This is a genomic window from Burkholderia sp. SRS-W-2-2016 (genome assembly GCF_001931485.1).
Lineage (GTDB): Bacteria > Pseudomonadota > Gammaproteobacteria > Burkholderiales > Burkholderiaceae > Paraburkholderia.
In genome coordinates this window covers 128,923-142,925 of sequence record NZ_MSDV01000078.1, presented here as the reverse complement: position 1 = coordinate 142,925, position 14,003 = coordinate 128,923, and the positions used below count along the sequence as shown (strand labels likewise).

Here is a 14,003-nt window from a genome sequence, read left to right as displayed (position 1 = left end):
TGCCATGCAAGTCCTGTCGCGTTGGCCGGGGACGGCCGAAACGGAGGCGGTGCCGGAGGACTGGATCTTCGAGGATCCGCAGTCAAGGGCGCTGCTTGCCGAAATCGAGCACGTCGCGCCCAGCGACGCGAGTGTGCTGATCAGCGGCGAGACGGGCACCGGTAAGGAATTGATCGCGCGTTATATTCACAGCCTCAGTCTGCGTCGTCATGCGCCGTTCCTGACGGTGAGCTGCGGGGCGTTTTCCGAGGCCCAGGTGGAAATCGAACTGTTCGGCCACGAGAGCGGCGCGTTCGCCGGCGCCTTTGGAAGCCAGGTCGGACGCCTCGAGCAGGCCAACGGCGGCACGCTGTTTCTTGATGAGATTGACGATCTGCCGCCGCTCGTCCAGACCAGGTTGCTCCGGGCCCTGAAGGGCCGGGAAGTGACCCGCTTGGGCGGCCAGCAGGGCATTGCAGTTGATGTGCGGATCGTGGCGTCGACCACCAGGCGGTTTACCGAGCGGATTACCACAGGGCAGTTTCGCACGGATCTGTATTACCACCTCAATGTCGTCAACCTGGAGACGCTGCCACTGAGTGAGCGGTCGGGAGATATTGTGCCGATCGCACGCTATTTCATCAAAGAGTACAGCCGTCAGCTTAACTACAGCGGCGCGGCGCTGACGTCCGAGGCAGAGCAGGCGCTCAAGGCCTATCCCTGGCAGGGCAACGTCCGCGAACTTGAGAATGTCGTGCACCGCACGCTGCTGATGTCGGGCGGTGGCGAGATTGACACGACCGATCTGCGTTTTCCCGCACACCAGACCTGTCTGCACGTGGAGCGGAATGCCGACGCCATACCCGCCTCAGGACAGCAGGCGTTGCGGCTTGCCGTGCGGCGGCTGTGCGAAGAGAGGCCCGATCAGTTGCATCAACTGATCGAAGACAGTGTTTTTGACGAGGTGTTCCAGTATTGCCGTCAAAGCCAGAGCGAAACCGCGCGCGTGCTAGGGATCAGCCGGAATATTGTGCGCGCCCGGCTGATGCGGACGGGCGGCATCGGTACATCGCGTCGCAGAGCGGCAGCCGACGCGCCTGCCATCAAAGAGGATTCAGCATGAGTTTGGAAATTTTCTGGTTTTTGCCGACCTCCGGCGACACGCGTTATCTCGGCACGTCCGATTTCGGCAGGCCGCCGAGCATGGACTATCTCGGGGAGATCGCGGTGGCGGCTGACAATCGCGGCTACGATGGGGTATTGATTCCCACAGGCAGCGGCTGTCTCGATCCTTGGGTCGTGGCCACAAGCATGGTGCCGATCACCAAGCGTCTCAAGTTTCTGGTAGCACTGCGCACCTCGCTGGGCGGGCCGACCGCGGCGGCACGCGCAACCGCCACGCTCGATGCAGCCAGCCGCGGACGTCTGTTGCTCAACGTGGTGCCTGGCGGTGACGCGGCGGAACTGGCTGCGGATGGCGTGTTCCTGAGCCACGGCGAACGATACGAGGCGGCCGCCGAGTATCTGACGATCTGGCGCAAGCTGCTGGCTGGCGAGCGTGTCGATTTCGAAGGCAAGCATCACAAGGTGATCGACGCCCGCAATTTCTTTCCGGGCGTACAGCACCCGCATCCACCGCTATATTTCGGCGGGTCCTCGCCTGCCGCGCATGCGCTGGCCGCTGAACATGTCGATGTCTATCTGACGTGGGGCGAACCGCCGGCGGCCGTGGCTGAGAAAATCGCAGACGTGCGGCGGCGCGCGCAGGCGTTGGGGCGCACGGTTCGCTTTGGCGTGCGCTTGCATGTGATCGTGCGCGAAACCACCGAGGAAGCCTGGGCGGCTGCCAATGACCTGATCCGCTACCTCGACGACGAAACCATCGCGCGCATCCAGGAACGTTACGCCAGCATGGATTCGGTCGGGCAGCGGCGCATGGCGGCCCTGCACAACGGGCGCCGCGACGGGCTTGAGGTCAGCCCGAACCTGTGGGCCGGGGTGGGGCTCGCCAGAGGCGGTGCCGGTACGGCGCTTGTTGGCGATCCGCATATCGTGGCGCAGCGGCTCAAGGAATATGTGGATCTTGGCGTCGACCGTTTTGTGCTGTCGGGCTATCCCCATCTTGAAGAGGCAATCCGCTTTGCGGAGCTGGTGTTCCCGCTGCTGCCAGGTAAGCAGCCGGTAACGAGCGGCGGACAGTTTACCGGCGGACCATTCGACACCAGCACCTTGGCCGGCAGCGCGACGACCGACGGTTCTGCGGAGTACGCGAAATGAGCGAGCGCATCGAATCGGTATTGACAGCATCGCACTGGGACCACCGGGTTATCGACATGCGCTGCCGACCGGCATGGCTGCATGACTTTTTCGGCAGGACGCCTGGCTCCGCCGAAAACGAGACGGCGAAGTGGCTGAACGGGCGTGTCGGCACGCGCGGCAGTCTGGAGCACCATGCTGGTTCGCGCACGCCCGAGGGCTTCCTGCGTGAAGTCCATCAGGCAAGGCTCAAACGGGCGGTCGTCGTCGGCCGCCATACCCCTTCGCAGCATCTGCCCAACGATTTGATTCATCAGGCAGTGCATGGCCACGAAGCGTTGATCGGCATCGGCGCGGTGGATCCAGTCTTGCAGGGCCATGAGGTCGCGCTTGCGGAAATCGATCGCGCAATTGGTACGCTCGGTTTTGCGGGCATCAATATCGAGCCCGGCTTCGGCGAACCAGCCCGCTTCGCGGATGACCCAATCTATTTCCCGGTCTATGAGCGATGCAGCGAACTGGGAGTGCCGGTCTTCCTGATGACGGGGCCGACCACGCCCGATCCGCGATTCAATGATCCGGCGCCGGTCGCGGCCGTGGCTCGTGCCTTCCCGCAGTTGCAGATCGTCTGCTACCACGGTTTCTGGCCGAACGTTCAGCAGGCGATAGGGCTGGCATTTCGTTATCCGAATGTATTTCTGGTGCCGGACATGTACTTGTTCGTTGCGGGTAGCTCGGCCTACGTGGAGGCGGCGAATGGATTTCTCGGCGACCAGTTGCTGTTCGGTTCCTCCTATCCATTCCGGCCGATCGGGCAGAGCATCGAAGATTTCCTCCGGCTCGGCATCCGCGACGATCTGCTTGAACGGCTGCTGCAGCGTAACGCAGAACGGCTGCTGAGAATCTAGGCGGCGCGACATGCCATCAACTGGATGAGGTGGGCGCGGCACACGCGCTGACCATGTGGTTTGCAACCCTCACTATCAGGATTATTTCATGACTCTCTCGACACAATCGGCCGACGACGCCATCAAATTCGCCTACTGGGTACCGAACGTCAGCGGCGGTCTCGTCGTTAGCACTATTGAGCAACGTACCGACTGGAGCCTCGACTATAACGTGCGTCTCGCGCAGACCGCCGAGCGAGCGGGCTTCGACTATGCACTGAGCCAGATTCGCTTCACGGCCGGCTATGGCGCAGAATATCAGCACGAACCGGTGTCGTTCAGTCAGGCGCTCTTGCAGGTAACGACCAGGCTGAAGCTCATCGCGGCGATCCTGCCGGGCCCGTGGAATCCCGCAGTGGTGGCCAAGCAGATCGCCACCATCGATCACATCTCGAATGGGCGTATCGCGATCAATGTCGTGAGCGGCTGGTTCAAGGGCGAGTTCACCGCGATCGGTGAGCCATGGCTCGAACACGACGAGCGCTATCGCCGCTCCAGGGAGCTCATTGAAGCGCTCAAGGGCATCTGGACGCAGGACAACTTCACGTATCGTGGCGATTTCTATCGCTTCAACAACTATACGCTGAGCCCGAAGCCTGTGCAGAAGCCTCACCCTGAGATTTTCCAGGGCGGCAGTTCGCGCGCCGCGCGAGATAATGCGGCAAGCGTATCTGACTGGTACTTCACGAACGGCAATACGCCTGAAGGTCTGAAGGAGCAGATCGACGATATCCGCGAAAAGGCCGCCAAAACCAATCACAAGGTCAAGATTGGCGTAAACGCCTTCGTGATTGCGCGGGATACCGAGGAAGAGGCGAAAGCGCTGCTCGACGACATCATCAGGCATGCCCATGTGGAAGCTGTGCACGCATTCGGCGACGCCGTGAAGCAGGCCGGCAACGCGTCGCCCGAAAAGGAGGGCAACTGGGCAAAGTCGACCTTCGAGGATCTGGTGCAATACAACGACGGCTTTCGCACCAATCTGATCGGAACACCGCAGCAGATCGCGGAACGGATCGTCGAGCTCAAGTCGGTGGGTGTTGATCTTGTGCTAGCCGGGTTCCTGCATGTTATCGAGGAGGTTGAGTACTTCGGCGAAAAGGTCTTGCCACTCGTACGCGAGCTGGAAGCCGCCCGGAAGCAGGCCGCAGCAGCGTGATATGCATGGATGCCATGATTGTTTGGGTATTCAGGCTTTTTGGTCAAGCTATCGATGTCGCAGCGACGTTCAACGGTTTCGTCAAGTTGATGAACGTAGACCACCCGGCCGTAAAACTATAGCTATCCTTATCAATTAACTCGACAAACTTCGGCATCGACTGCCCAGCCATACCAGGCGACGATGCGTTCCTCTCGTCCGGTGAGACGGCATGCTCGGCATCATCGGAGGTCACTAGCGAAGCGGTATCAGCCGAAGGGGAACGGGTTGTCGAGTAAAGCTCGGTGGGCCTTTGCGCCAGAAAGTTGCGAGAACGGACGGCCTTCGCGTCACACATCGTAGATGTGTGCGAAGACCGAGTCCATACGCTTTAGCACGTCGTTCAGTCAGATGCGAATCTGGCGCAAGGGGGGAGGCAGGCAACGAACTCATCCAGCTTCGCCATTGTGAACGTCGCCTGGGTGTGGCCGTCCGTTTAGCGCATCGCTGCAATCTCAGTGTTGTGCGTTTCCTTGTTTCAACATCTACCGCTTCCGCTTCGATGACGGCGGGAGCTATTTCGACCGCCGGCAAGATCGCGATGGATACAAAGTCGATCCTGTTCGGGCTGTTCCCCACGAGACAGGCCGGCAAGAACTCGCTGATTGAGCAGCAACGATACTGTCTGCCTCGGTGGGCGCCCCCGCACAAGTTGTGTGCCGAATTCACGGCGGGGAGCCGAGCGGGACCATGATCCGGGTCGCGTTGTACCGGCGGATATACGAGGCAAGGACTTTAATGAAGTCATCAACGGTCGCAGCCAGTCACGAGGATAGAACAGTTCCGTTTTGAGCCGGCCGAAGAAACCTTCACGGGCCGCGTTATCAAGTGAGCATCCTTTGCGTGACATGGAGCGAACAAGTCTGGCATCGCGCATCCGCGATAACCATCCCGGCCAACGATAGTGCGCACCGCGATCGGAGTGGATCACCGGCCGATCATCACCATCAGCGGTCAACGCGATGGCCGAATCCAGCATGGTATTGACGAGTTCAGCATCTGGCCGCGTGCCGATCGTCCAGCTCACGACAAGACCGTCGAAGCAGTCGATCAGCGGCGACAGATGGACCTTGCCCGTCGGGATCTCGAATTCGGTGATGTCGGTAAGCCATTTCTGATTAGGAGCGGCCGCATGGAAATCGCGATTGATGAGATTCTCTGGCGCGGGGCTGATTTCTCCACGATAGGAGCCGTAGCGGCGTCGTCTGGTTGTAGCAGCAGTCAGACCTTCCTGCCGCATTAAACGTCGCACGACCTTCTCCGAGATGAATACCTGGTGCCTGCCTAGTGCTGCGCGGATCCGGCGATAGCCGTAGCAGCGGTAATTGAGCTCGAAGATGTTTGCGATGACGTCACGTGCGGCTGAATACCTTGGCGCAACACAAACATAGCCGGCTCGCAAATCGTGACACTGTTCGTATTCGCGGTGCTAGGCCTTCAGCGAATTCTTTGTCGGGTAACCCAGTTGCCTGATGGTCGCCCTGATGCGCTTGCCTAACTTCAGATACAGCCGAACTGCTCGAATGCGCTCATCGTATGAGTAAACGGACTACCTCCAGGTAGTCCAAGATTTTGTCCGCATCCCCTCTCCAGCTTGAACACGACCTGCTAAAGAAGGCGAATGAACTCATAAAAAAAGACCTGGGCGTCGACCTGCCACTCCTGAGCAATCGGGAGAAAACGACGCTGGTTGACGCCCTGAGAGAAGAATACGGTTTGGCTGAGCTGCTTGCGCGGTTGGACCTGGCGCGCAGCTCCTATTTCTACCATCGGTCGTCCATACGGCTTGCCGACAAATATGCAGAGGTCCGTTGTACCGTTGCTGAGATCTTCGAGGACAATCACCGATCCTACGGCTATCGTCGAGTGCAGGCAGCGCTCAGCCGACAACGGGTGCTTCTATCGGAGAAAGTCGTGCGTCGCCTTATGAAACAGGGCGGCCGCCACGCGGCCAGGCCGAGGCGTCGCCGATATCGTTCTTATATCGGAGAAATCAGCCCAGCGCCAGATAACATCATCAATCGCGATTTCCACGCTGACGCCCCGAACGAAAAGTGGGTCACGGATATCTCCGAATTCCAGATTCCCGCGGGAAAGGTATATCTATCACCCATGATCGACTGCTTCGATGGCATGGTAGTCAGCTGGACGATTGGCACAAGCCCCGACGCAGAGCTCGTGAATACCATGTTAGATGCGGCTATCGAGACCGTAACCGGGGACGATGAGACGCCGATCGTGCATTCCGATCGGGGTGGCCACTACCGTTGGCCTGACTGGCTATCGCGGGTTGCAAAAGCTAATCTGGTCCGATCCATGTCGCGTAAAGCCTGCTCGCCGGACAACGCGGCCTGTGAGGGATTCTTCGGCAGGCTGAAGACCGAGATGTTCTATCCAGGAGACTGGCGTTCGACGACCATCGCGGAGTTCGTTGAGGTACTGAACGCCTACATTCGCTGGTACAACGAGAAACGGATCAAGGGCTCGCTTGGCTATCTCAGCCCCATCGAGTACCGTGAAAGCCTCGGGCTAACGACGTAAATCAGTCCAGGAAAATGTCCGCATCCCCGGTGGGTTAAGACTTGGTGAAAATCAACAGTTTGAACACTACAATGAGCGCCATCCGCATAAAGCCCTGAAATACCGCTCGCTTCGCGAGTTCAGGCGTGCTGCGGAATCATCAACCTAACGGTGTCCAAGTGTCCTGAGTTACAGGGGCAACTCCACCGATAGCGAAAGATGGATTCTAGAACGGGGGATTGGACATTGAAGCTTGTTTGAGATGTCCGTAACCAACGTTGCTTAACCAAACTATCGAATCAGCTTCGGCTTCGCCAACCACTCCCGTCCTTTGAGCATCGCGTTCCAGTAAAGCGGCGGGAGAATGCGCTCTTTTAGCAGCCACGCAAGACGCGAAGGTCGCTGCCCGTCGATCAACCACTTCGGAAACGTAGGCGAAACTTTCCCGCTATAGAGGAATTCTGCGAGCACGATCCTGCCGCGCTCGACCGTCAACGGACACGATCCATAACCGTTGTACTCCGCGTGATTCTCGGCTTTCCCCAGTGCGACAAGGAGATTGTGCGCGACGACCGGCGCCTGCTTGCGCGCAGCGGCCGCGGTCTTCGCATTGGTGGTGTTCGCGGCATCGCCGAGCGCGAAGATATTCGAATAAGTCCGATGGCGTAACGTGCCGGGGTCCACATCGATCCACCCCGTCTGATCGGCCAATGGACTATTGCGGATAAAGTCCGGTGCCTTTTGCGGCGGCACCGCGTGAAGCATGTCGAATTCGCGGGTGACCGTTTCGGTGGTGCCGTCGTCGAGCTTGCGATTGAACGTCGCGAGTTTTCGCGGCCCGTCGATAGCGCATAAATTGAAGCGGAAGTTCAGTTCGATGTCATAGCGTCGAACGTATTCCATCAGAGCAGGAACATAGGCCGGGACACCGAACAAGGCATCGCCCCCGTTACAAAACTGCACGTCTATCTGACCGAGTCGACCTGTCCGTTGCCAGTGGTCCGAAGACAAATACATCGCTTTTTGCGGCGCGCCGGCGCATTTGATCGGCATCGGCGGCTGGGTGAACAGCGCGCGGCCGCTTTTTAGCTCACGCACGAGTTGCCAAGTGTAGGGGGCGAGATCGTATCGATAGTTCGACGTCACGCCATTGCGCCCCAAGCTTTCCGACAAGCCGGGGATTGCATCCCAGTCGAGTTTCAGGCCGGGGCAAACAACCAGCTGTTGGTATTTGATAGCCCGCTGTCCTTCGAGAATGACCCGATCGTTCTCCGGGTCGAACGCCGTCACGGAAGCTTTGATCCAGTTCAGATCCCGGGGCAACACTTCTTGCATTTTGCGGACCGTGCTCTCGGCCTGGAAAATCCCGGCCCCGACCATGGTCCATCCCGGTTGATAGTAGTGAGCATCGGCGGGCTCGATCACGGCGATGTCGAGGCCGCGATCGCGGGCAAGCAGGCTCGCGGCAACCGCGGTTCCGGCCGCGCCGGCTCCGACGATAACAACGTCGTGTCGGGTGATCTCCAGTGCGTCGTGTGCCGCTTTCGAGGCGGTGCCCAATTGCCCCACAGGCTTGTTCAGTTCCATTCAATTCTCCGGATGCTTCTATTTCGAACCATTGCGCTCAAAGCGCGTTGAGCGGAATCTTAATGTAAGACACGCCATTTTCTTCTGGCTCCGGCATCGATCCAGCGCGCATATTGACCTGTACCGACGGCAGCATCAGCGTCGGCATCTCCAGTGTCGAATCACGGGCGGTACGCATTGCCACGAACGCGTCTTCACTAATTCCGGTCCTGACGTGGATATTGCATTCGAGCTGTTCGGCGACCGTAGCGACGAATTGCATCGAGCGGCCATTCGGCTGGTAGTCGTGACACATGTACAGTTTCGTATCCGGCGGCAAGCTCAGCACTTTGGTGATCGAGCGATACAGGGTGCGGGCATCGCCACCCGGAAAATCGCAGCGTGCGGTCCCATAGTCGGGCATGAACAGGGTGTCGCCGACGAAAGCGACTGTGTTTGATCCATCGCTCAGGACATAGGTCATACAAGCGGGCGTGTGACCGGGCGTGTGCATGGCTCGCAGCGTGAACTTCCCGATCGCAACCGTCTCGTCGTCGTGGAGCAGGCGATCGAACTGGCTACCGTCGCGCGCGAGCGCGGCGCCGTCGTTGAACAGCTTGCCGAACACGTCCTGCACGTTTGCGACGTCCGCACCGATTGCGGTGTCGCCGCCGAGTTTTGCCTTGACGTAGGCGGCCGCGGAAAGATGGTCAGCGTGGACATGGGTTTCCATAATCCATCGTACCGTTGCGTTCAGTTCGACAATCCGGGCGACGATCCTGTCAGCGCTTGCCGTATGCGTCCGGCCCGACTTCGGATCGAAGTCGAGAACGCTGTCGATGACAGCACATTCCAGTGTCTGGGCCTCGACCACAAGGTAGCTGATCGTGCATGTATCCGGGTCGAAGAAGCTCTCGATCGACACGGGGCTGACAGTACTCACGTTGATATCCCCGGGCGACCTATCAGGTGATTTCGAATAAGGCGGCAGCACCCATGCCGCCGCCTACGCACATGGTCACCACGACATACTTCGCGGCCCGGCGTTTGCCTTCGATCAGTGCATGACCTACGAGGCGAGCCCCGGTCATTCCATACGGATGTCCGATCGATATGCCGCCGCCGTCGACGTTGTATCTGTCTGGATCGATGCCGAGACGATCGCGGCAATAGAGCGCCTGGCAGGCAAAAGCTTCGTTGAGTTCCCAGAGGCCGATGTCGTCCACTTTCAGGCCGTGCTGCTTCAACAGTTTAGGAATCGCGTAGACCGGCCCAATACCCATTTCTTCGGGCGCGCAGCCGGCAACGGCCATACCGCGGTATATGCCCAGCGGGGTAAGACCGCGGCGTTCGACGAGGGATCGCTCCATGATCACGCAAGCCGACGCGCCGTCGGAAAGCTGACTCGCGTTGCCCGCGGTTATCACGCCGTCCGTCAGTACCGGTTTGAGCGCGGCGAGTCCTTCGATCGACGTGTCCGGCCGGTTGCCCTCGTCGCGCTCAAAAGTGATGTCCCGGTACGATACGCAGCCGCTGTTCCTGTCGACCGTGGCGGTGCTGGTCCGGAACGGCACGATTTCGTCGTCGAAGCGGCCGGCACGCTGCGCGGCGGCGGTGCGCTGTTGCGACGCCAGAGCGTACTGGTCCTGCGCCTCGCGAGTAATGCGGTATTTTTTTGCGACATGTTCCGCCGTCCGCAGCATCGGCATATAAGCATGGGCGGCTCGTGCGAGCACCGTCGGGTCCTGTTCCCTCGTGACCCAATCAAAGTAGGTATCCTGAACGGCAGTGATGTTCTCGTGTCCGCCGGCCACCACCACGTTCATCCCATCTACAACGACCTGCTTGGCCGCGGTGGCGATTGCCATCAAGCCCGACGCACATTGCCGGTCGATTGTCTGGCCTGAGACGCTGGTCGGCAATCCGGCCGCCAATACCGCATTGCGCGCGAGATTCATGCCTGCCGTGCCGGCTGAAAGCACGCAGCCGATAACGCTGTCCTCGATTTCGCCGCCTTCGACGCCGGCGCGTTGCACCGCGTGCGAAATTACGTGCCCCAGCATCGTAGGTGACTTCGTATTATTGAGTGCTCCCTTATAGGCACGACCGATGGCGGTTCGAGCTGTGGAGACGATAACGGCTTCTTTCATGGCGGATCCGAAGTTGTTCAGCGTGTGTTATTTCGATTGGACGGTGCGGGCCTCAGGCCTGTCGCCAATCGGACAGCCGCTTACCTTCGCCGGCTAACGCCGCCAGCAGCGGTGAAACGCTCCAGTAGCCGTACGGATTGTCGTCGCGCGTCGCGTAGTGCGCCATCCGTTCGACGATTGCAGGCAGTCCGATAGCATCTGCCATATGGATAGGACCGCCGAGGTGATCGGGGAAGCCGTATCCGGCGGTCCAGACAATGTCGATATCGCCCGGACGATAGGAGATCCCTTCCTCCAGAATGCGGGCACCCTCGTTGAAAAGGGGATACATAAGACGCTCGAAGATCTCCTGATCGCTGATTTCCGGGCGGCGCGAAATGCCGTGCAGCGAGGCGATTTCCGCGGCGATACGGGCAGTCTCCGGATCGGGAACGGCTTTGCGTCCTTCATAGCGGTAGTAACCCGAGCCGGTTTTCTGGCCGAAGCGCCCGAGCTCGAACATGCGCTGAACCACCGCCCGGTAACTGCTGTCGGGCGGCAGTCCGCCGGCCTTGCCGCGTTCGATGACGGTTTTTGCGCCCACGTCGATGCCCGCCATATCGAGCATTCGGCAGGGGCCCATTGCCATGCCGACTCTCTCGACCGCGCGGTCGATCTGCTGAGGGCTCGCGCCTTCCATCATCAGGAATTCGGCTTCGCGCAGATAGACCTCCGCCATGCGATTGCCGATAAAGCCATAGCAAACACCGGAGACCACAGCCACCTTGCCGATCGTGCGGGCGAGTTGCATCACGGTCGCGAGTACGTCGGGTGCCGTCGCGGCGCCGCGAACCACTTCCAGCAGGCGCATGACGTTAGCAGGACTGAAGAAATGCATGCCGACCACGTCCGCCGGGCGACCGCTGGCTTCGGCCAACTGGTCGACGTCCAGCGTCGAGGTGTTGGTTGCGATGATGGCGCCGGGCCGGCAGATCGCACCTAGTCGCGCGCAAACCTGCTTCTTCAGGGCCATGTTTTCGAACACGGCTTCAATCACGAGATCGCAGTCAGCGAGCACGGTATCGACCACCGAGCCGCGCAGCAGCGCCATGCGGCGGTCGAGCTCGTCGACCGTGATCCGTCCTTTAGCCGCGCTGGCTTCGTAATTGGCGCGGATCATCCCGAGTCCGCGATCGAGGGCGGCCTGCGAAGCCTCGACAAGCACAGTCGGAATACCGGCGTTTACGAAGTTGATTGCGATGCCGGTGCCCATGGTGCCGGCGCCGAGCACCCCGACAGAACGGACCGGCCGGATATCCGTATCGCGGAGCAAGCCGGGAATTCTGGATGCCATTCGTTGTGCAAAGAACAGGTGGCGCATTGCTTTCGATTGCGGCGAAGCAAGCAGTGCGTCGAACAGGCGCGCCTCGACTGCCTCGCCTTCGGAGAAAGGCAACGTCGATGCCTGGACCGCCAGCACGATATTGCGTTCGGACGGATAGAAAGGCTTGTTGCGCGCGGCGTCGGCTAACGCCTGATCGAAGAAGCCGGCCGGAAGCGTTTCGATGCACACGGCTCGCTCGCTGATACGGCGCGGTTCGACGCCACGCGCGAGCAACGCCGCGGTGAACGCTATGCCTGCTTCCAGCGGCGTCTCCTCGCCAAGCTCGTCGATAAGGCCGATCTTCAGGGCCTGCGTCGCGTCGATAGCGCGACCGCTCGAGATCATTTCCAGCGCCAGCTCTACGCCGACGAGGCGCGGCAGGCGCTGTGTGCCGAGCGAGCCGGGCAGGAGCCCTAGCTTGACTTCCGGTAGACCTAGCCGGGTGTCGGGCTTGGCCACCCGATAGTGACAGGCCAGTGCGAGTTCCAGACCGCCGCCGAGCACGGTGCCATGCAGTGCGGCAATGACCGGGCGATCGAGTGCTTCGAGCTTCGCGAGCGCCCCGTTATAGGGTGCGGTGGAGAAATCCGGCGAGTCGAACGACGAGATATCGCCGCCGGCCACGAAGGTGCGTCCCGCGCAGTAGATCATCAGCGCCTTGAAGCTGCGGTCGGTTTCGAAAGCCGAGATCGCTTCGGCAAGGCCGCTCACCACGGCCGGGGACAGCGCATTGACCGGCGGGTTATCGATGCGCAGCAACGCGATGTCGCCGTGCCGGTCGAGAGTAACGAGGGGTGTCATGGTGCGGGAATGTCCTGAAATCTTTGCATGGAGAGCGATAGCCTGTGGATGGCCGGCGGTGCCGGCACACGTGTCAGCAGAGCGTCGCCGGAACGGCGTTAGAACCGGTGCCGCATACCCACGATGCCGACGACCTGGGCGGTCGTACTCGATGCGGAACCGACCCCCTGAATCCACGCGTGCAGGTTGTTGGAAGTCGTTTGATAGACCAGATTGGCATACAGGTCGGTACGCTTGGACAGGAAATACTGCATGCCCACGCTGGTTTGCAGATAGTGTCCCGATTCGGAGTTCTGGCTGACCTGCGTGTACGTTTCCCCGAGCGCGAAATTCAACGCGGGAGTGAACGCATACCGGAAACCGCCTTCATAGTTGTTGAAACGCAGAGAGCCGTTCGCCGTTCCCTGAAACAGCGAACCGGTTGTATTGCCGAACAGCGAGCCGGTGTACAGCAATCCGAAGGTGGCATGGCCGATCGCATAGTTTGCTCCCGCCCCCCACATTTGAACGCTGGTGGCGCTTTTCAGATACGCCGGCGAGTAATAGTTATCCGACGCTATCGCGCCTGTCGTGTTGAGCGCTGGATTGCTCAGCCGCACGTAGGCAGCCGCGACCTGCAGCGGACCGTGCGCATAGCTGGCACCGATACTCCAGCTACGGTTATCCGCGAAATTGGTGGAATTCGAGAAGCCGTAAAGCGCACCCGCCTGAAATCCGGCGAGGTTGGGCGACGTGTACTTCACCGTATTGTTGGTACGGTAGGTATTGTTGATGTTGTCGTTATCGAGCGGGTGCAGGCCGTATTGCGTCAACGAAAGGCTTCCGGCGACAGCGAGCGGCGCCACGAAATCCTGCATCGGATTGTACTGGCGGCCCATGGTGAATGTTCCATAGGTGCTGTTTGCGAAACCTACGTACGCCTGGCGACCGAACATGCGACCGCCTTGCCCGAGCGCGCCCGATTCGATATTGAAGCCGTTTTCGAGGCGAAACACGGCTTGATTGCCGCCGCCGAGATCTTCCATTCCCAGCAGACCGAAGCGCGCGCCTTGAACGTTGCCGCTGGTCGCCTGCCACGCCGAGTGACCGTTTTGATTGTTAGTGTAGGTAATCCCGGAATCGGCGATACCGTAAAGGGTCACGTTGCTTTGCGAATGCGCGGTGCTGGTGAAAGCACTCAGCGCGACCAGTGCGAGAAGGCTCTTTTTCATTTTTTTACGCTC

At 60.0% G+C, this 14,003-nt stretch carries 8 protein-coding genes and 3 pseudogenes; 5 read left to right on the top strand and 6 right to left on the bottom strand.

Going from position 1 to position 14,003, the window contains the following annotated elements:
• Positions 1–4 precede the first annotated feature (4 nt).
• From BTH42_RS32425 to sfnG, 4 genes are all read left to right on the top strand, one after another.
• Complete coding sequence (locus BTH42_RS32425; RefSeq protein WP_075305259.1) at positions 5–1,102, top strand: sigma 54-interacting transcriptional regulator; 1,098 nt, start codon at positions 5–7, stop codon at positions 1,100–1,102.
• Positions 1,099–2,256, top strand: coding sequence for an FMNH2-dependent alkanesulfonate monooxygenase (gene ssuD / locus BTH42_RS32420; RefSeq protein ID WP_075305258.1), 1,158 nt, complete (start codon positions 1,099–1,101; stop codon positions 2,254–2,256). The genes BTH42_RS32425 and ssuD overlap by 4 nt, the downstream gene beginning before the upstream one ends.
• The gene (locus tag BTH42_RS32415; protein WP_075305257.1) at positions 2,253–3,143 is read left to right on the top strand and encodes an amidohydrolase family protein; all 891 of its coding nucleotides are present in this window, start codon (positions 2,253–2,255) and stop codon (positions 3,141–3,143) included. The genes ssuD and BTH42_RS32415 overlap by 4 nt, the downstream gene beginning before the upstream one ends.
• An 88-nt stretch (positions 3,144–3,231) precedes the next feature.
• The gene (gene sfnG, locus BTH42_RS32410; RefSeq protein ID WP_075305256.1) at positions 3,232–4,341 is read left to right on the top strand and encodes a dimethylsulfone monooxygenase SfnG; all 1,110 of its coding nucleotides are present in this window, start codon (positions 3,232–3,234) and stop codon (positions 4,339–4,341) included.
• Between the two features lie 704 nt (positions 4,342–5,045).
• Here sfnG and BTH42_RS32405 read toward each other — a convergent pair.
• A pseudogene (locus tag BTH42_RS32405) lies at positions 5,046–5,761 on the bottom strand (IS3 family transposase); the annotation flags it as partial.
• Between the two features lie 206 nt (positions 5,762–5,967).
• Here BTH42_RS32405 and BTH42_RS32400 point away from each other — a divergent pair.
• Positions 5,968–6,921 (top strand): annotated as a pseudogene (locus BTH42_RS32400) (IS3 family transposase); the annotation flags it as partial.
• A 270-nt stretch (positions 6,922–7,191) separates the two neighbouring features.
• Here BTH42_RS32400 and BTH42_RS32395 read toward each other — a convergent pair.
• From BTH42_RS32395 to BTH42_RS32375, 5 genes and pseudogenes are all read right to left on the bottom strand, one after another.
• Positions 7,192–8,412 (bottom strand): annotated as a pseudogene (locus tag BTH42_RS32395) (FAD/NAD(P)-binding oxidoreductase); the annotation flags it as partial.
• Between the two features lie 112 nt (positions 8,413–8,524).
• Positions 8,525–9,409, bottom strand: a complete 885-nt coding sequence (locus BTH42_RS32390; RefSeq protein WP_075305255.1) for an MBL fold metallo-hydrolase — start codon at positions 9,407–9,409, stop codon at positions 8,525–8,527.
• 22 nt (positions 9,410–9,431) lie between these two features.
• Positions 9,432–10,616 carry an acetyl-CoA C-acyltransferase gene (locus tag BTH42_RS32385; RefSeq protein ID WP_075305254.1) on the bottom strand — a complete coding sequence of 395 codons (1,185 nt, stop codon included), beginning with the start codon at positions 10,614–10,616 and terminating at the stop codon, positions 9,432–9,434.
• 52 nt (positions 10,617–10,668) lie between these two features.
• Complete coding sequence (locus BTH42_RS32380) at positions 10,669–12,780, bottom strand: 3-hydroxyacyl-CoA dehydrogenase NAD-binding domain-containing protein (RefSeq protein ID WP_075305253.1); 2,112 nt, start codon at positions 12,778–12,780, stop codon at positions 10,669–10,671.
• 98 nt (positions 12,781–12,878) lie between these two features.
• Positions 12,879–13,991 (bottom strand): porin, encoded by a 1,113-nt coding sequence (locus BTH42_RS32375; protein ID WP_083655012.1) that lies wholly within the window; start codon positions 13,989–13,991, stop codon positions 12,879–12,881.
• Positions 13,992–14,003 lie beyond the last annotated feature (12 nt).